Origin of the sequence: Winogradskyella ludwigii, assembly GCF_013403985.1 — a bacterium.
Taxonomy (GTDB): Bacteria; Bacteroidota; Bacteroidia; order Flavobacteriales; family Flavobacteriaceae; genus Winogradskyella; species Winogradskyella ludwigii.
Window position 1 is genome coordinate 342544 of record NZ_JABFDF010000001.1, and the last position, 20296, is coordinate 362839.

Genomic DNA, 20296 nt, shown 5'->3' on the forward strand with positions numbered 1-20296 from the left:
AAGTATATTTGAGTATTACAATTGCGTTTTACGTTACAATTGTTACAATGCTTCAGTATTAATATTTTATCTTTGCATTGTCTTCGAAAATGCAAAAGTAAAGGTTTTAGTTATGATTAGAAAAGGAATGAAACTTTATAGTATTCTTTTTGGTGTTTGTCCAAAATGTCACCAAGAATCGATGTACGTAAACAAAAACCCTTATGTACTCTCTGAAGTTATAAAAATGAAAGAAACTTGCTCTCATTGTAAAACAAAATATGAGATAGAGCCTTCGTTTTTCTATGGTTCTATGTACGTGAGTTATGGTGTTGGTATTGCCTTTGCTGTAGCTGCATTTATTATTAGCTACAATATATTAGAATCTAATTTAACCATAGCATTTATTGCAATTGTAGCCACTCTAATTGGTTTTGCTCCTATTATAATGCGTTTATCTCGTAATATTTGGATTAATATTTTTATGAGTTATGATAAAAATCTTGTAAAAGAGAAATAACATAACGCTCTATAAGCAAGTATATAACTACCCAGTAATATTGAATAAACTATTCTTCTTAAGCCGCATACTGAAAAATCGAGGAATACTTCTATGAGTTGAAACGATTAACATCAATTTCAACATCTAAAGCTTGGTCATTTTCAATAAAATTAAAAAGTTCTTTTGCTACATAAGGTGAAATCATAACACCTCTAGAACCTAATCCATTAAGAATATACAGATTTTTAAATTCAGAATGTCTACCTACTAATGGTCGTCTATCTTTTACTGTCGGTCTTATCGCTGCTTCATGTTTTACAACAGTAACATCACAATCTATAAAGGTTTTTAATTTTGTAAGTAACTCTTCTTTACCTTCCTCTGTTGGCGTTTTGGTTTTATCTTTCCAATTATAAGTAGAACCTACAGTATATAAATCATCTCCAAGCGGAATGATAAATACCGAAGCCTTAATCGCATAATCCATTTTTAAATCGGGTGCTTTTACTGTAAGCACTTCTCCTTTTGTACCTTCAAGTGGAATAGTTTTGAAATACGGATTCTGCTTTACACCAAAACCTTCGGCAAAAATTAGATGCTTAGCTTTAAGATTTCCGTATTGAATAGAATTATTTTCAAAATGAATTTGATCATGTTGAAATTCAACTTCACTCAAACAATCATGTTGTTTTAAAAATATCTTGTAACTTGTTATAAGCATTTCAGTATCAATTCTACCAGCATTTAGCACTTCTCCAAAACCAAAAGATGCATCTACAGAAGGATTAGAATTTTTTATGAGGTCAGAAGACAGATAAGGTTCTATATTAGGCTTATCCATAGCGCTAAACCATCGGTTTTGTTCTTCTATTGAAGAGAAACGTCTTAGGATTTGAAGCTTATAATCGACCTTAATACCTAACTCTTTTTCAATTTTCGCATAAACAGGAAGTGCAATACTCATCTGTTCTTTAGCTTTCCAAACGGCAGAAAATCGTTTAAGAATAACAGGGTTATAGAGTCCTGCTGCAACTAAAGACGACTTTTGAGAATTGTTATCAAAGACCACAAATGTTTTATTATTACTTCTTAATTTCTCACAAAATGCAATACTTGCTAACCCACAACCTACTATAATATAATCGACTTCTTTCATAATAGCAAAAGTAAAAAAGTATAACTGATAAATGGTTTCTTTAATTATAGATTATGAATTTAAAAATATTCATATAACGCTATGTTTTGAATTTTAGGCATAAAAAAACGCCCACTTAAAAGTGGACGTTTATATATTTTATGTTAGAACTAATTAGTAGCTCCACATATCTTGTTCAAAGTTTCTAATCTTGTCTTTGATACGTTCAGACTCTAAAAGCTGCATTAATGCATTTTCTGCAACATACTCCTTAACCTCTCTATCACCATAAACATTTTCTTCTTTGTAGATTACTCCACTAAAACGTCTACTGTTTAATAAATGATCGAAAGAAATAGGCACTGCACTATTCTTATTATTGAAAGCTTTTGCTTCATGAAGAATATCTCTTATTTCTGGAAAGAACACCCAATATAAACCGATTGGTTCTTTGTTAGCATCATCTTCAGAATCAATAAAATTCACATCTGGTGCTGCTGGTGCAATACCAAGAATACGAAATTTTAGTTCACCTTGACGTTTATCAAAATACCATAATCCTTTTACTAAATAAGAATTAATATCAGCTGGACCAATCTCTCTACGAATAACATACTCTTCAGGAATCAAAGATGTATCAGAAACACCTTCTGCGTTCATCCAATCAATTCCTTCATCTGTAATCTTTTCCGTTTTTAATGATGGAGCCAAATCTTCCATAGTACGTTCTTCAGTAAAATATGAATCTGCGTACACTTTTGATATCGTACCATTTTTGATATTTTCCAATAAAACCATATATAATGATTTTCTATCATCACCTAAGTTATCTTCAATAGGAAAATATAATGGAAAGTTAGCACGTTCGTCTAAGACAATCTTCTCCCAAGTCATTTTTGAAAATAAGATATCTCTATCTCCGACATATCCATATTCTAAAGGCTTGTCGTTATCTAGAAGTAACTGCGCTTCAGTTTTCATACCTATTTCTTCAGGTATTTTTGCGTTTAGAACATTAGCTTGAGCGAACATTGTATTTGCTGCTAAAACTCCTATTCCGATACATAAAAAGCTTTTTAAATTCATCTTATTTTTATTATAATTTGGGATTTACTTTTATTGATACTTTAAAACTATCAATTAGTTTGTTACTTCTGCAAATACAGGTGATACACCTTTTAATCTGTATTTAGCATTTCCTGTAATTTTAGCCTGAATATCAAAAATCTGAACGACATCACCTTTACGTGCTTTACCTATTGCAGATTTTGCTTGGCTATTCATTTTAGTACCAGCAACAGAAACTGTAGGCTGTCCAGGAACTTTCATTTTAAACGATGTTACATTGATCGGTAAATCAAATACAAAATCATCTAACTTAGCTCCAATTGTACCTATTTCAATATTTCGTTTAGGTAGTTTTACAACCCCATCCTTACCAGAAATTGTTCCTGTAGGCTTTGGAATATCTTTAATTCTAAACGTCTTTTTATCACTTGCTGGAGTTCCATCATCTAAAGTTGCAGAAACATTAATTGTAACTTCTCTACCTGTACCAGGATTCATTACATATTTACCACTACCTGTAGATTTAAGTCCTGCTCCTGTAGCTCTTACTTTATTATCAGGTACACCTGCAAAAGAGATAGTCATTGGGTTAGCAACACCACGATAAACAACGTTCATTTTGTCTGCAGAAATTGTTGCAGAGTTTGGTCTTGGCACTACTACGTACTGACCTGTGAAATCGATAGGTAAATCTTGACCTTTTTCAGAAAAAGTAAACTGACCTTTAATATCATGCTCACCAACATTACCTACTTTAAATTCGATACGTGCAGCTCCTGTAGAGTCAATTGCATTTTCTCTATTTAAATCTAATTCATCATCTCCAACTTTTAATTTTGTTGGGATTACATTAGCATACTTACCAAGAACAACTCTACCTGTAAAAGTTTCACCTGCGAAAAAAGCATTTTTGTCTGGAATTACAATTGCTGTATAGTTTTTCAAAGATGTTACTTCATCTACTGTATTACCTAAAAACACATTGTAAAGGTTAGCTTCAGTAGCTTTAATATCATTTTGCATAGCTGTAAGCTTCGTGTATGATGCTACTGCTGGAAAACTCTTAAAGTTATATTCTAACCAACTTTGACTTTTACCTTCCTTGTTTTTCATTTCAGCTGTAGTGAAACGCGTTTCTAGAGTTTCTTTAGCTGGGTTAAAAGCTACATCTTCACCTAAAACGGCTCTAATATCTGATTTGTACTTTTCAATTCTAGCAACAAACGCATCTCCTGGTTTTGTTAAACGATCTCCTGTAAACCATGCTTCATCTAATACAGTACCTTTATCCATCTTTTCAGCTGGTAATAGGCCTAATTCTTTATATTCTTCTGCATATCCACCTTTATCTAGAATCATTTTTTTCTGAGTCTCTAAAAATGTGTAAAATTCATCAGATAAAGAACTGATTTTTTTAGCATTATTATACGTTACACCAAATTCATTTGGTTTTTCTTCAGCTTGTTTTTCTAAACCCTTTAATAAAGTTGTATTAGAATTTACAGCTAATTCATTTGCGTTTTCAAATTTCTTATCAAAAAGACTAAATGCTGATAATATCTCCTTACTTGCAGTCATTGCGATCATCGCAATAAATACTAGATACATAAGGTTAATCATTTTTTGTCTTGCGGACTGTTTTCCTCCTGCCATTTCTAACTAGTTTTAATTTTGAATTAATTAATTAAATCGATTATAAAACCAATTAGTTTTTATTCATTGCAGTTAACATACCACCATATACACCATTTAACGATGAAAGGTTAGATGCTAAAGATTGCATTTGTTCTTTTAATTTAGTTGCATTTTCAACTGCTTCTTCATTAATTGTAGCTTGACGACTTGCACTTTCTACCTGTACTTTGTATAGGCTATTTAAAGAAGCCATTTGAGCTGCTGCTAACGACATTTCTTCACTATATTTCTTTTGAGAAGCCATAGAATCAACAGTTGGAGAAATTCCTTTTGCTGCACCTTCAAAGTTCTTAATACTATCACCTAAGCTTGCCATAAGCGCACCATCAATTTTAGCATCTTTTAATAAGTTATCTAATTTTTTAGACAATAAACCTTCAGCATCTTTAGGCGCTTCAATACTTTTCTTTTTTCCACCTAATGATTCACCACCAGCTAATTCTGGATATACTAATGACCAATCTAAATCATCTCCTTGTTTTTCAAATGCAGATATAGTAAATACAAGCGCTTCTACAATCATACCAATTGTAAGGATAAGGGATCCTCCTGGCCAGTGTTGAATTTTGAATAATGCACCTACAATTACAATTGCTGCTCCAAGTCCATAGACCATATTCATTGTTGATAGTTTCTTTTTTGCCATGATTTTAATTTTTTTTGTTTTTCGAAGGAGCCTTGGTTAAGTTTTGCTCAGTCTGGATTAATATTTAATTTAAGTTAAGTTTAATTAGTTTGTTGCTGCATTTTTAGTCACTTCAGTTCCCATATAATCTTGAACTGTTCTAAAACCAATGTAGCTTCTTGCAGAATCTGCATATTCGTAATCTCTTGAGCTTACTTGTAAGTAATAAGCAACATCTTTCCAAGACCCACCTCTAACGACTTTACGTGCGTTATCTGGATCATTTACATTAGGATTAATTGATGATGCAAATTCATAAGATGCAGGATCATAAGAACCATTTACCCATTCAGATACGTTACCTGCCATGTTGTACAAGTTGAAATCATTAGGATCATAAGAATCTGCTTCTACAGTATATAATGCTTGATCTGCAGCATAATCACCTCTTAATGGTTTAAAGTTAGCCATAAAACAACCTCTGTCATTTTTAGTATAAGGTCCACCCCAAGGATAAGTTGCTCCTTGCAAGCCACCACGAGCAGCATATTCCCACTCTGCTTCAGATGGCAATCTGTAAGAGTTTACTTGCTGCATTCCTCTTTTCTTTCTATCACTGTTATGATATAAAGTTCTCCACTGACAAAACGCTTGTGCTTGTTTCCAAGACACACCTACAACAGGATAATCACCGTAAGCATCATGCCAGAAATAATCGTTATGCATTGGCTCGTTATATGAATAAGCGAAATCTCTAATCCAAGCTGTTGTATCTGGATAAATCTCAACTTCTTGTTGAATAATTACTTCAGAACGCTTTAAATCTCTATTCTTAGCAGCTTTCTGAATATCCATATAAGTGTACTGGAATTTAAATTGTTTAACATCCCAAGTACGTTGTCCGTTGTAAGACTCTTCTAATGGTAAATACATACCATCCATCACTTCTGCATATAATTCATCTGGATAATCATCCGTACTGAATTGTAATTCTGCATCGCGATTAATTTTTCTTTGTTCGTTACCATAGGTATTAACCATATAGCTTTCATAAGCGTTTAGCTCTTCTGACTCAGCATCTACATATGCATACTCGCCTATATCTCCACTTCCTGGTGTCTTCCCTTCTAAGTCAGCCATCTCAGCTAATTTTAACCTTAGAGTAGAATCTCTTACCCATTCTACGAATTGACGATACTCACTGTTTGTGATTTCAGTCTCGTCCATATAAAATGCACGAACTGTCGCTGTTCTAGTTGGCGCATCTTGTACTCCAGCTAAATCATCATCTGATTTACCCATAATAAAAGCTCCACCTGGAACTAACGTCATACCATAGGGCTTTTCCGGATGCCACTTCTTACCTTGTACGCCTACTAATTGTCCGCGGTCTCCAGAATTACAACTGGCTACCATAATTAGTACTGCGGTTAGTAAAATAAACTTCTTAATATTCATAGTAACTCTAGGTTAAATTAGTCCTTATTATTTTTGAGGTCGTAAACATATTTATATATTTCCGAATAAACAACTTTTTTTCTATATTTTTTGCACTTTACCCTCAAAATAAGCATTTCATCGATAAAAAAAATGTTAAAGTTCGATAAAGTGCTTATTTAAAAGCTATTCTTCCTGTAAGCCTTATACCAACGCTCTGGTGTTTCACCTTGAGTAGCGCGCACATAATCGGAATGCATGCATGGTAATAACGTATGCTTTTTTAATTTATTATTAACATTTGGTAAAAATGGAATTTCAATCCACCAACGTCCAGTTTTTAAACTTTTATAAAAAATTAATTCATCATCCTCAACCAAAACATTATACTTCTGACATGATTTTTCGTTATTAAAATCATCATCTTTCATTCTGCAATTGACTCCTTCAATAAAATACCAAATCATTTGAGCCATTAGCATAGCAGTAGCACTATCATTTTTAGATCCATGATATTCATAAATCCCAAACGAGGATACTTTATTACTAATACCGGCATATCTACTAATAGCGCAAATCTCCTTGCCAGAAAAACCATTTGGCGAGTACTTTTGGTTATCACTAACCTCTGAAGCTCTTACAGACTTTAAATCTACGGAAACAATATCTGCATCTCGCATTAAAGGTTCTACTTTGTTTATATCACCAGAAATTTCACCTAGGCGATACGCTTCAAAATATAATTTTTCTATAAGATCTATCTCTTCTTGAGAATTAAAATAAGTTTGATAGCCAATGGTAGCATAGTTAAACAGGTTATATGGCTCTTCTACGATTACTTTACCAACATAACTATTATTTTTAATAGGAAGGTTAGCATCACCTAGATCAAAGTTTGAATCTACACTTACAACATTAACCATTGGCATAAGAGAATCGTAAGCTCTATAATTAGCGTAAGTTAAATCTTGGCTTCCACCTATAACAATTGGAATGATTTTTTTCTCTACTAACACAGTAATAGCTGTACGTATTGCAAAATAAGTATCTTCTACAGTTTCACCTGGTTCTATATCACCAAGATCTGCAAGTGTTGTGTGCCAATTACCCGGAAACAACGTATAAAGTGTTTTACGTATCGTGTCAAAATTGATCTCAGCACCAATATAATTGACGTCATTTCTATTTTCTTTTACTCCAATAATAGCCATTTGAACGTTATCCAAGTTTGGAATACCGTTTTGGCGTGAATGGATCTTAATTTTTTTTCCTAGCGCTTGCTGCGCTGTTAGTTCATTGTGAGCTAAAACCGCATCAGATACAGGCGTGAGAAAATTAAAATTCATAAGTTACTATTACTTTTTTGTCGTTGTTTTCTTCTTTGTTGCAGTTTTCTTGGCTGTAGTTTTCTTAACCGCTTTCTTTTTTACTGCTTTTTTCTTTTTGGGCGCATTTTTTTCAAGCAAAGCTTCTGCTTTAGCTAATGTCATTTTAGTGACATCAACGGTTTTAGCCAACTCTAATTTTTGTTTGCCTTTAATAATGTTGTGTCTTCCCCATCTTGCCTTCTCTACTCTAACACCTGCGTCTTCCCAGTTATGAATAACTTTATCTATCTCTTTCTGAATTTTTTCTTCAACTAGAGTAACAATGTCTTCTTCTGATAAGTTATCCCAATCGTATTTTTTATTTACATTGATAAATAAATTGTTCCATTTTATAAATGGCCCAAAACGTCCTTTACCTTTTGTAACTTCAAGATCTTTATACATGTATATTGGAGCATCTGCTAATTCTTTCTCCTTTATATAAATTAAAGCTTCATCATACTCAACACTTAAAGGATCTACACCTTTAGGTAATGAAACGAATTTTTTACCAAACTTTACATAAGGTCCAAATCTCCCATTGTTTACTTCAACTTCTTCATCTTTATAATGACCTAGTGCTTTTGGAAGCTTAAATAAGTCCATAGCCTCTTCAAAAGTGATAGTACCTAATTGTTGGTCTGGTGATAAACTTGCATATTGAGAGTCCTCTTCGTCGTCTGGTGTACCTAATTGCACTAAAGGTCCAAATTTACCAAGTCTTACTAAAACTGTCCGACCTGTTTTGGGATCTGTACCTAATATACGTTCTCCTGATTCGCGTTCTGCATTTTCCTGTACATCTTGAACTTGTGGATGGAAGCCTTTATAAAAGTCTTTCATCATTTCACGCCAATCTTGCTTCCCTTCAGCAATGTCATCAAAACGATCTTCAACTTTCGCTGTAAAATTGTAATCTAAAATGCTTTCAAAATGCTTAACTAAAAACTCAGTAACAATAATTCCTATGTCTGTAGGTACCAACTTGCCTTTATTAGAACCTGTTTGTTCTGAAAGTGCGTTGTCGGTTATTTTTTGATCTTTTAAAACTAATTGTTTGTAATTTCTTTCATCACCTTCATTAGTTCCTTTTTCGACATAGTTTCTATTCTGAATCGTAGAAATTGTTGGTGCATATGTAGACGGACGACCAATACCTAACTCTTCTAATTGCTTTACCAAAGAAGCTTCTGTAAATCTTGCAGGTGGTCTTGTAAAACGTTCTGTTGCTGTGATAAATTTATTTTGAAGGGCTTCACCTACTTTTAAATCTGGCAAAATACCTTCTTGTTCCGCATCTTCATCATCTGTACCTTCTAAATAGACTTTAAGAAAGCCTTCGAAAGTTATAATCTCACCATTAGCAGTAAATTGTTCTTTAACTTTATTCTCACTGTTAATTTGAACTTTAAGATTTGTACGTTCTAATTTAGCATCACTCATTTGTGAAGCAATAGCACGTTTCCATATTAAATCATACAATCTTGCTTGATCGCGTTCTGCATTTACAGTGTGATTTGAAAAATCCGTAGGTCGTATCGCTTCGTGAGCCTCTTGTGCTCCTTTAGATTTTCCTTTATAATTTTTTGGATTACTGTATTCTGATCCATAAGCTGAAATAATTTCTGTTTCAGCTCCTTTTTTAGCGTCGTTAGATAGATTAACACTATCTGTTCTCATATAGGTAATAAAACCAGCTTCATATAACCGTTGTGCATTAGTCATGGTTCTACTTACAGAAAAACCTAATTTACGTGATGCTTCCTGTTGAAGGGTTGATGTTGTAAATGGTGCAGCAGCAGATTTTTTTGCTGGTTTTTTCTGTAAATCAGCAACTTCATAAGATGCTCCAATATTATCGTTTAGGAATTTTAAAGCTTCTTTTTCTGAATTAAAATTCTTTGGTAATTTGGCTTTAAATGAATTACCTCCTTCCGTTGTAAATTCGGCATCTATTCTATAAGATGCTTTAGCTTTAAAAGCTTGTACATCGCGCTCACGCTCTACGATTAAACGTACAGAAACAGATTGTACTCTACCTGCAGATAAGCCTCCTTTAACTTTTCGCCATAATACAGGAGACAATTCGTAACCAACAATACGGTCTAAAACACGTCTTGCTTGTTGCGCATCTACTAAGTTATAATCTATAGTTCGTGGATTTTCAATTGCTTTGTTAATCGCCGTTTTAGTAATCTCGTGGAATACAATACGTTTGGTCTTTTTCTCATCGAGTTTTAGCGTTTCTGCTAAATGCCATGCAATCGCCTCTCCTTCGCGATCCTCATCACTAGCCAACCAAACCATGTCTGCCTTTTTCGCTAAATCTTTTAGCTTCTTAACAACATCCTTTTTGTCTTTGGAAATCTGATACTTAGGCATAAAATCTCCTTCTACATCTACTCCTAATTCTTTAGATGGTAAATCTGCAATATGTCCAAAACTGGACTCTACCTTATACCCTTTTCCTAAAAATTTTTCAATAGTTTTAGCCTTTGCAGGTGACTCAACAATAACTAGATTCTTCGACATTCTTAAAATTTTGCGTGTACAAATGTATATGAAAATTAAGTTACAATCCTAATTTGGTCGTAAATACAGTACATTTTATCGTAATCAATATATGAACAATAACAGAAAAAGCCTTACAATTTGTAAGACTCCTACTGTTTATAAATATTTATAAATCATTTTTAATTCGTAAAAAGTATAAATTATTAAATAGAACCAATACACACTAAAAGCCACTGAATAAGAGTCCTTTTCTTTAAACCTTTAACATTGACAGTGATTCCTTTTATTTAAACCACATAAATGATGGTGTTAAATTGTATTAAGATTTTCTATTCGCCTCATCTGTTCATTATCATCATCAAACCCAATAACCTCTTTATAAATTAAATAGGCTGGTAATTGACCAAATGAAGAGGTCACATAGACACCAAAACCACACATTAAAAAGCCAATAATCATTCCTAAAAATCCAGCTACGAACATAAGCCCAAAAGAGATTAACCATTTTTTATGGCCAAGATCAAAACCTAATTTAACAATTTCTGAAATAGACATATCAGGATTAAAAGCATAGACAGTAACAATAAACGAAAGAGGAACAAGAGCATATATAATAGGAAGAAAACACAAAAGTGTTGCTAAAACAGCAATACCAGTAAATACCATACCTAACTTAATTGTTTTGGCCAAATACGGTTTTTTAAAAAAATAAAAATAATCCTCTTTACCCAGCTGCTCTAGGTCTTTAAGTTTACATATGCGATAAAATGCAGCTTTTAAACCCAATCCAATAGCACTCATTGCTACAACCATAAAAATATAGGCTATTAAAACTATAATTACCATTATAACACTCATTCCTGTGTCTCCATAGGAATCATAGCTACTATCAACGGTTAAAGCACTCATAAAACCAAAAAACAATAATGGTATATAAACTATCATTATTACTGGTATTGCCAAAACCATATTAAGCAATAAAGTGACTAATCCTTGAACCCAAACTTTCTTAAAGAGTTCTACAGATTGATTAAAAAGCGTTCCAAAGTCCAATACTCTTGCGTTCTGAATACGGTTTTGCATTTCTGTGATGTTCATTTCTATTGATATAATTTGATTTAATTGCCAAAAGAAATCTATTTTCAGTTAATACTCAAAAAAATCATTGCTCAAACACCTTTTAAAGTATAATCAAATATTATAACTGCCACTTTGTCACAATTTCTAAAATAGTATTACCTTTGCATTCCTATTTGGAGATTGCATTATAAAAACGATGAAATTCTTACTTTACGGAACATGTTATGGAGAAAGTTATAGACGAAGAAAAACAAGGAAAATCCTTAATTTTAGATAAAAAAGAAGGTAACCAACGCAAACTATTTATAGAAAGCTATGGTTGCGCCATGAATTTTAGCGACAGTGAAATTGTAGCATCTATTCTATCTGAACAAGGTTTTAACACTACACAAATCCTTGAAGAAGCAGATCTTGTATTGGTAAACACCTGCTCTATTAGAGATAAAGCAGAGCAAACTGTTAGAAAACGACTACAGCATTATAACGCTGCAAAACGAACCAACCCAAAAATGAAAGTGGGTGTTTTAGGCTGTATGGCAGAGCGTTTAAAAACCAAATTTTTAGAGGAAGAAAAAATTGTAGATTTAGTTGTAGGACCAGATGCGTACAAAGATTTACCTAATCTCCTTGCTGAAGTTGATGAAGGAAGAGATGCTATTAACGTTATACTTTCTAAAGAAGAAACATACGGAGATATTTCTCCTGTCCGTCTAAACACCAATGGAATTACAGCTTTTGTTTCAATTACAAGAGGTTGTGATAACATGTGTACATTTTGTGTTGTACCATTTACACGTGGAAGAGAACGCAGTAGAGATCCGCAAAGTATTATTGAAGAAGTTAATGATTTATGGTCTAAAGGATTTAAAGAAATTACACTTTTAGGACAAAACGTAGATAGCTACCTTTGGTACGGAGGTGGTTTAAAGAAAGATTTTAACAACGCTTCTGAGCTTCAAAAAGCCACTGCTGTAAGTTTTGCTAATCTTTTAGAGCTATGTGCAAAAGCACAACCAAAAATGCGAATTCGATTTTCAACCTCTAATCCACAAGATTTCACATTAGATGTTATTGAAACCATGGCAAAATACGATAACATATGTAAACACATCCATTTACCTGTGCAAAGCGGAAGCGATCGGATTCTAAAAGAAATGAATCGTTTACATACACGTCAAGAATATTTTGAGCTTGTAGATAATATTAGACGTATAATTCCGGAATGTTCAATAAGCGTAGATTTAATTGCTGGATTCCCAACTGAAACTGAAGAGGATCATCAGGATACGTTATCATTAATGGAATATGTAAAATATAACTTTGGTTTTATGTTCACCTACTCTGAGAGACCAGGCACCATGGCTGGGAGAAAAATGGAAGATGATGTCCCTGAAAAAGTAAAAAAGAGACGTCTAAGCGAAATTATTCTATTAGAACGAAAGTATAGCGAAATGAACACGCGTGAAAACGTAAATAAAACCGTTGAGATCCTAATAGAAAAAGCCTCTAAAAAATCGGACTTACAATGGTCTGGAAGAACCTCTGATAATACAGTTGCTGTTTTCCCTAAAGAACATTATAAAATTGGAGATTTAGTTAATGTACTAATTACGGATTGTACAAGTGCAACGCTTATTGGAAAAGCGATTGACTATTCTAAAAACAATTAAAATTATATTAATATTCTCATTTTGGTTATGAGAACAAAAAACAAATTTTCGATGAAAAAATTAGCCTTAATAGTATTCATGCTAACTCTCATAACATCTTGTAATACAGAACCATTAGATCCTGCTATAATTGAAGGTGGAGGTAACACAGGTGGAGGCAGTTCTAGTGAAAGTTCAGACTTAACCCTTTCTGTTTATAATTTAGATACAGAAATAAGCTTGGTGTTTTTTGGACTTCCAATTGAAACAACAACCAACTCTAGTCTAACCATTAGTAATAACAAAATTGTATCTGGCACACATGCTTTATCTGCTAACGGGAGTCCTTCCGAAAACGAAAATCAAGTTATAGAACGTAATGGTTCTGGTCAAATTGTTAGTGATATCTCTGTTAATACAAGCGGAGTTACTACAAACGAAACTTTAATAAATTATACCAACGGTGTCATATCAAGTATAACTTATGATTATTACGAAGATGATGAGGACGATTATACATACAATTTCACTTATGACGGAAACACTATTACAAGAATCGAAGTTGGATCTAGTATTTCTACCGTATTTACAGTAGATGGTTCTGACCGTGTTATAAAAAAAGAATCGTTTGATGGAGAGTTTTCTATTCAATTAGAAACTATAGCTTATAATGTTATTGGCAATATTACAAGCAGCACAACCTCCGGAGAAATTGATAGTAACACAATTTATCAATTTGACAATAATCTAAACCCACTAAAAGTAGTATACAGTGATAATTATCTATTAAACTTTTTAAATGATGATTATTCTGATGAAATCGGAGGGCAAATAGCACAATTTCTTTCAACAAACAACTGGAACGGAGCTTCATTTAACGGAACCGTTTTTAACTTCAATTTAGAGTACAATTCTGCAGGAAGAATTATAAGTCGTGATATTGCTTACAACTTCGGACCAGAATTATCTTTTGAATTTAATGAAGTATTTAATTTTGTAAACTAAACTATGGAATCTATTCAAGCCATAAAACAACGTTTTGGAATTATAGGTAACGATGCTAAGCTTAATCGTTCTATAGAAAAAGCGATACAAGTCTCACCAACGGACATTTCTGTTTTAGTTACAGGAGAAAGTGGTGTAGGTAAAGAAAGTATCCCTAAGATTATACATCAATTATCACACAGAAAACACGGTAAATATATTGCTGTTAACTGTGGTGCCATTCCAGAGGGCACTATAGACAGTGAATTATTCGGCCATGAAAAAGGAGCATTTACAGGAGCTACGTCTACACGTTCTGGTTATTTTGAAGTTGCAGATGGAGGGACTATTTTCTTAGATGAAGTTGGAGAATTACCATTAACAACTCAAGTCCGTTTACTACGTGTTTTAGAAAATGGAGAATTTATAAAAGTAGGGTCTAGTAAAGTTCAAAAAACTGATGTTAGAATTGTAGCTGCAACAAACGTTAATATGTTTGAGGCCATAAAAAAAGAAAAATTCAGAGAAGATTTATATTACAGATTAAGCACTGTAGAAATTAACTTACCTCCATTAAGAGAACGTAAGGAGGATATTCACTTATTATTTAGAAAATTTGCTAGTGATTTTGCATTAAAGTATAAAATGCCCACGATTAAGTTAACAGACGATGCTGTAAATCTACTCATCAAATTTCGCTGGAATGGTAACATTCGTCAATTACGAAATGTAGCAGAACAAGTATCTGTATTAGAACAAAACCGAACAATAAACGGTATTACGCTTCAACATTATTTACCAAATACAGGCAGTAATTTACCAGCTGTTGTAAATAATACAAAGTCTGAAAGTGATTTTAGTAGCGAACGCGAAATCTTATACAAAGTCTTATTTGACATGAAGAGTGATCTAAACGATCTTAAGAAACTCACCATGGAACTGATGAAAAAAGGAAGTGATTCTGATGTTCAAAAAGCCAATGAACATTTAATTGAAAAGATTTACGGAGAAGATAAAGAGGAAAAATTTGATACTACAATTGAAGATTTAGAAGTTTTAGCGCTTGGAGAACATCGTGAAGAAACCACTGAAGACACTTCTGAATTAGAAGACAAATATCATTTTGCCGAAGAAATTGAAGAAGAGGAAACACTTTCATTACATGACAAAGAATTAGAATTAATTAAAAAATCTTTAGAACGTCATAGCGGAAAACGTAAATTAGCAGCCGCAGAATTAGGTATTAGCGAGCGTACATTGTACAGAAAGATTAAGCAATTTGATCTTTAATATAAGTTTAAGAACGCAGTAAGAATATTGAGCTTAAAAAATCGTTTATCTAGACAAAACGAACAAACACATATTAGATGAAACCATATAAATACCTTTTTATAGTTGCTATTTGCCTCTTATCTTTTGGCTGTAAAGTAAATTATTCGTTTACAGGAATTACGGATATGCCAGAGTCCTTTCAAGTTAACTTTTTCCAGAATAATGCCGATTTAATTGAACCTGGATTAGACCAATTATTTACAATCACTCTTCAAGATTACATCGTTAATCAAACAAGTGCTAGTTTAGTAAACTCTGGTGGAGAAGTTATTTACGAAGGAGAAATTGTTGAATATCGTGTTTCACCAATGACGGCAACTTCAGACAACACAGCAGCTCAAAACAGGTTAACTATTAGTGTTAATGTGCGTTATATTAACACTAAAGATTCAGAAAAAGATTTTGAAAAACGTTTCTCATTCTATTTTGATTACCCTGCAGCAGATCAACTTACTGGAAGTGTAAAAGACACTGCCTTAGACGAAATTTTAGAACGATTAACTCAAGATATTCTTAACGCTTCATTAGCAGATTGGTAAATTATGCAGCTTAGAGAACTCTCCCATTTATTACTGCACCCAGAAGCCGTTACAGCATCTCAAACTGAAGAACTCTCTTCGGTTATTAAAGACTATCCTTATTTTCAACCGTTAAGAGCACTATACCTTAAAGGTTTAAAACAAAAGGAAAGCTACAAATACAATAATGCTTTAAAAGTCACAGCAGCACATACTACAGATCGTAGTGTATTATTCGATTATATTACTTCGGCTGTTTTCAATCAGAATGAAATATCCGAAAAAATCAAACAAAATATTGAGCACATAAGATCTATTGAAGTTAACGCTGTAGATGATATTTCAGTAAACAAAAGTGTAACTATAGATGATGCTTTAAAACAACACATTAAGGCTACAGAAGGTGTTTTAGATCCTGGTTTGTTTGAGGTAAAACCCTTACCTAAACCAAAATTAGAAGTCAAAAAACCAAAAATTGAAGATTCTATTATAGCTGTAGATGTTAAAAACATAACAGCAGAAAAGGAACTAAACATTGGTAAACCTTTAGAATTTGATAAAACTGAAAATCATTCATTTTCAGAATGGTTAAAAATTACAAGTTTTAAACCTATTGTTCGCGAGGAAATTGAAGAAGTAAAAGGTGAAGAAATAAAAGTGGAACCTATAGTGGAATCAAAAAAAGAAGATACTACTAAAGCTTTTGATGAAAAACTCACATCTCCTTTGCAAGATAAACTTGCAATTATAGATAAATTTATAACTGAGAATCCAAAGATTAAACCCATTACTAGCAACGCACCAAAACCAAAACTAGTTAACAATGACGATGCTATTTCGGACAGTCTAATGACCGAAACATTAGCTCGAATTTATTTAGAACAAAAAAACTACGATAAAGCAATTCAATCTTACAAAATTTTAAGTTTGAAATATCCAGAAAAAAGTAGTTTCTTTGCACACCAAATAAAATTGGTAAAAGAATTAAAAGACAATAACACAATATAAAATGAGTGCATTTACAATATTTTTAGGACTAATAGTAATCGTTGCCTTTTTACTAATCGTAGTAATTATGGTACAGAACCCTAAAGGCGGAGGTCTTTCTTCATCTTTTGGAGGTGGTGGAACCCAACAAATGGGTGGAGTAAAGAAAACTGGAGACTTCTTAGACAAGAGTACATGGGTTTTAGCTACAGGATTAATTATTTTAATCTTAGCTTCTAACTTAACACTTGGATCAGGAGGTACAACAGAATCTAAAGCTTTAGATACTAACGAACCTACAGATATGCCAATTTCTACACCTGCAGCAAACGATGCAGCAACAACAGACGGTACATCTGCAGAATAACAAAACGTTATCCTAATATAAAACATCAAGCCAACTTTTTAAGTTGGCTTTTTTTTATGCCTGACTTTTAGATATACACATCTGAAACTTTGTCAGACTTTATGTCTTGGCATAATTTTCGAACTAAAACCAATTATAAATTAATAAACAACTAAAAACATATAACAAAATGGGCTTAAACATTAAACCTTTAGCAGACCGTGTTCTTGTAGAACCTATGCAGGCTGAAACAAAAACGGCTTCAGGTATTATTATTCCAGATAATGCAAAAGAAAAACCTCAAAAAGGAACTGTTGTCGCTACTGGAAAAGGAACAAAAGACGAACCTATTACTGTCAAAGTTGGAGATACTGTACTTTACGGCAAATATGGTGGAACAGAGCTTAAACTTGAAGGCAAAGATTATTTAATGATGCGTGAAAGCGATATTTTGGCAATTATCTAGATTGCTTTTAGTTATTGGCTGTTAGCCTTTAGCTCACTTTAAATAAAAAATCAATTTATAAATTATAACCTTCTAGTTAAAAGCTAAGTGCTGAAACTAAAAGTTAAAAAATTAAATAATGGCAAAACATATAAAATTCGATATTGAAGCACGCGACGGACTTAAACGTGGTGTTGATGCTTTAGCAAACGCAGTAAAAGTAACGTTAGGACCAAAAGGTCGTAATGTAATTATTGGAAAATCATTTGGTGCACCACAAGTCACTAAAGATGGTGTTTCTGTAGCAAAAGAGATTGAGCTTGAAGATGAGCTTGAAAACATGGGAGCTCAAATGGTAAAAGAAGTGGCTTCTAAAACTAACGATTTAGCTGGTGATGGTACAACTACTGCAACTGTATTAGCGCAAGCAATAGTAAAAGAAGGTCTTAAAAACGTTGCTGCTGGTGCAAATCCAATGGATTTAAAACGTGGTATTGATAAAGCTGTAGCTTCAATAATTGCAGATTTAGAAAAACAGACGCAAAAAGTAGGTAGCGATTCTGATAAGATAAAGCAAGTTGCTGCAATTTCTGCTAACAATGACGATACTATTGGTGATTTAATCGCAAAGGCTTTCGCTAAAGTTGGTAAAGAAGGTGTAATTACTGTTGAGGAAGCTAAAGGAATGGAAACTTACGTTGACGTTGTTGAAGGTATGCAGTTTGACAGAGGTTATTTATCTCCTTACTTTGTTACTGATGCTGATAAAATGATTGCTGATTTAGAGAATCCATACATTTTATTATTCGATAAGAAAATCTCTAACTTACAAGAAATTCTTCCAATCTTAGAACCAGTTGCACAATCTAGTCGTCCGTTACTAATCATCGCAGAAGATGTAGACGGACAAGCTTTAGCAACTTTAGTAGTTAACAAATTACGTGGTGGACTTAAAATCGCTGCTGTAAAAGCACCAGGTTTTGGAGACAGACGTAAAGCAATGTTAGAAGATATCGCTATCCTTACAGGTGGTGTTGTTATTTCTGAAGAAAGAGGTTTCTCTTTAGAAAATGCAGATCTTAGCATGCTAGGTACTGCAGAAACGGTAACTATTGACAAAGACAACACAACTATTGTTAACGGAAGTGGAAAAGCTGAAGATATTAAAGCTAGAGTTAACCAAATTAAGGCTCAGATAGAAACTACAACTTCTGACTACGATAAAGAAAAACTTCAAGAACGTTTAGCTAAATTAGCTGGTGGAGTTGCTGTACTTTATGTTGGTGCTGCTTCTGAAGTAGAAATGAAAGAAAAGAAAGATAGAGTTGATGATGCTTTACATGCTACACGTGCTGCAGTAGAAGAAGGTATTGTTGCTGGTGGTGGAGTTGCTTTAGTGAGAGCTAAGAAGTGTTTAGAAAAAATTACTACTGAGAACTTAGATGAAACAACTGGTGTACAAATCGTGAATAAAGCGATTGAAGCTCCTTTACGTACTATTGTAGAAAATGCTGGTGGTGAAGGTTCTGTGGTTATCAATAAAGTTTTAGAAGGCAAAAAAGACTTTGGTTATGATGCTAAAACTGAAACTTATGTAGATATGCTTAAAGCTGGAATTATTGATCCTAAGAAAGTAACGCGTATCGCTTTAGAAAATGCAGCATCTGTTGCTGGTATGATCTTAACGACCGAATGTGCTTTAGTAGACATTAAAGAAGATGCACCTGCTATGCCAATGGGCGGAGGCGGTATGCCAGGCATGATGTAATCCTCAGTAAGGATAAGCAAAGAACTCACTGCTACCAAAACTATTAGTGAGTATAAATATTATAAAGTTGAAAAGCCTTTGATGAGAATCAGAGGCTTTTTCTTTTTAGACCTCGCAACTTTTAGAAACCTGTGAGGTCTTTTACGTTGCCTAAAACCGAAATTTAAATTATATTCCTTAGATTTAGAAACCTAATTCACAATACAATGGCAAAAACAACTTGGAAATACACCTTAAGAGAAATCATTATTGTTATTATAGGAATTTCTATTGCCTTTAGCATGAATAAATGTGCCGAAAACGTAAAAGACAGTAAGCTCAAAAATCAATATCTCACAAATCTTAAAAGTGATATAGAAGCAGATAAAATTCAACTCGAAAAAAATATTAAAGCTATAGATAAAAAAATAGCAATATGCGAAGATATTATTCCTGTATTAAATTCTGAAAAGAACCAAGATATGCGCTTATTAAATAATATATTTGAAATCGTCAAATACGAGAATTTTAGACCTAAAAGTATCACTTATAAAACTCTAATTAATTCTGGCGATTTAAAATTGATCGAAGATTTCAAGTTAAAAACAGTTATTCAGCAACACTATTCTGATTACGAAGAAATGGCAGATGCTTATATTAGACACACCAGCTTAATTAAAGATTATTTAGGCAACTATCTTGTAAATCATGCAGATTACGACCAAATTCAATATGGTAAAGATCCTTTTTTAGATGAAATTAAATTGAAAAACATTGTAAGAGCCTTACTAACTACATTTGACGAAAAGAAAAATGCAACAAAATTTAATGCTGAAAGTTGTGACATTCTAATTGCAGAAATTGATTCTGCTTTAAAATAAACATT

General features: G+C 33.0%; 18 protein-coding genes. 10 read left to right on the top strand and 8 right to left on the bottom strand.

Annotation, left to right across the window (positions count from 1 at the left end; genetic code table 11):
* Positions 1–112 precede the first annotated feature (112 nt).
* Positions 113–499: a DUF983 domain-containing protein gene (locus HM981_RS01465; RefSeq protein ID WP_179336808.1), complete on the top strand. Its 387-nt coding sequence runs from the start codon at positions 113–115 to the stop codon at positions 497–499.
* Between the two features lie 91 nt (positions 500–590).
* Here HM981_RS01465 and HM981_RS01470 read toward each other — a convergent pair whose 3' ends face one another.
* The 8 genes from HM981_RS01470 to HM981_RS01505 form a co-directional block, all read right to left on the bottom strand.
* Positions 591–1637, bottom strand: coding sequence for an NAD(P)/FAD-dependent oxidoreductase (locus HM981_RS01470; RefSeq protein ID WP_179336809.1), 1047 nt, complete (start codon positions 1635–1637; stop codon positions 591–593).
* Between the two features lie 153 nt (positions 1638–1790).
* Entirely contained in the window at positions 1791–2702 is a 912-nt protein-coding gene (gene porN, locus HM981_RS01475; protein WP_179336810.1) for a type IX secretion system ring subunit PorN/GldN, read from the bottom strand.
* Between the two features lie 54 nt (positions 2703–2756).
* Positions 2757–4337 carry a type IX secretion system motor protein PorM/GldM gene (porM, locus tag HM981_RS01480; RefSeq protein ID WP_179336811.1) on the bottom strand — a complete coding sequence of 527 codons (1581 nt, stop codon included), beginning with the start codon at positions 4335–4337 and terminating at the stop codon, positions 2757–2759.
* Positions 4338–4389: 52 nt separating this feature from the next.
* Positions 4390–5025 carry a type IX secretion system motor protein PorL/GldL gene (gene porL, locus HM981_RS01485; protein ID WP_179336812.1) on the bottom strand — a complete coding sequence of 212 codons (636 nt, stop codon included), beginning with the start codon at positions 5023–5025 and terminating at the stop codon, positions 4390–4392.
* Positions 5026–5109: 84 nt separating this feature from the next.
* The gene (gene porK, locus HM981_RS01490) at positions 5110–6456 is read right to left on the bottom strand and encodes a type IX secretion system lipoprotein PorK/GldK (protein ID WP_449489494.1); all 1347 of its coding nucleotides are present in this window, start codon (positions 6454–6456) and stop codon (positions 5110–5112) included.
* A gap of 164 nt (positions 6457–6620) precedes the next feature.
* A complete protein-coding gene (locus HM981_RS01495) occupies positions 6621–7787 on the bottom strand; it encodes a formimidoylglutamase (RefSeq protein ID WP_179336814.1) in 1167 nt (388 codons plus the stop codon).
* A 9-nt stretch (positions 7788–7796) separates the two neighbouring features.
* Entirely contained in the window at positions 7797–10340 is a 2544-nt protein-coding gene (topA, locus tag HM981_RS01500; RefSeq protein WP_179336815.1) for a type I DNA topoisomerase, read from the bottom strand.
* 291 nt (positions 10341–10631) lie between these two features.
* Positions 10632–11420 (bottom strand): hypothetical protein, encoded by a 789-nt coding sequence (locus HM981_RS01505; RefSeq protein WP_179336816.1) that lies wholly within the window; start codon positions 11418–11420, stop codon positions 10632–10634.
* A 206-nt stretch (positions 11421–11626) separates the two neighbouring features.
* Between HM981_RS01505 and miaB the strand changes: the two genes are divergently transcribed.
* The 9 genes from miaB (at position 11627) to HM981_RS01550 (ending at position 20291) form a co-directional block, all read left to right on the top strand.
* Positions 11627–13072 carry a tRNA (N6-isopentenyl adenosine(37)-C2)-methylthiotransferase MiaB gene (miaB, locus tag HM981_RS01510; RefSeq protein WP_179336817.1) on the top strand — a complete coding sequence of 482 codons (1446 nt, stop codon included), beginning with the start codon at positions 11627–11629 and terminating at the stop codon, positions 13070–13072.
* Positions 13073–13123: 51 nt separating this feature from the next.
* Entirely contained in the window at positions 13124–14056 is a 933-nt protein-coding gene (locus HM981_RS01515) for a hypothetical protein (protein WP_179336818.1), read from the top strand.
* 3 nt (positions 14057–14059) lie between these two features.
* Complete coding sequence (locus HM981_RS01520; RefSeq protein ID WP_179336819.1) at positions 14060–15325, top strand: sigma 54-interacting transcriptional regulator; 1266 nt, start codon at positions 14060–14062, stop codon at positions 15323–15325.
* 77 nt (positions 15326–15402) lie between these two features.
* Positions 15403–15906, top strand: coding sequence for an LptE family protein (locus HM981_RS01525; protein ID WP_179336820.1), 504 nt, complete (start codon positions 15403–15405; stop codon positions 15904–15906).
* A gap of 3 nt (positions 15907–15909) precedes the next feature.
* Positions 15910–16893: a hypothetical protein gene (locus HM981_RS01530; RefSeq protein ID WP_179336821.1), complete on the top strand. Its 984-nt coding sequence runs from the start codon at positions 15910–15912 to the stop codon at positions 16891–16893.
* 1 nt (position 16894) lies between these two features.
* Complete coding sequence (secG, locus tag HM981_RS01535) at positions 16895–17239, top strand: preprotein translocase subunit SecG (RefSeq protein WP_179336822.1); 345 nt, start codon at positions 16895–16897, stop codon at positions 17237–17239.
* A 169-nt stretch (positions 17240–17408) separates the two neighbouring features.
* Positions 17409–17684, top strand: a complete 276-nt coding sequence (locus HM981_RS01540) for a co-chaperone GroES (protein ID WP_179336823.1) — start codon at positions 17409–17411, stop codon at positions 17682–17684.
* A gap of 118 nt (positions 17685–17802) precedes the next feature.
* On the top strand, positions 17803–19431 hold the full coding sequence (gene groL / locus HM981_RS01545) for a chaperonin GroEL (RefSeq protein WP_179336824.1): 1629 nt from the start codon (positions 17803–17805) through the stop codon (positions 19429–19431).
* 206 nt (positions 19432–19637) lie between these two features.
* The gene (locus HM981_RS01550) at positions 19638–20291 is read left to right on the top strand and encodes a DUF6090 family protein (protein ID WP_179336825.1); all 654 of its coding nucleotides are present in this window, start codon (positions 19638–19640) and stop codon (positions 20289–20291) included.
* The last annotated feature ends 5 nt before the right edge of the window (positions 20292–20296 follow it).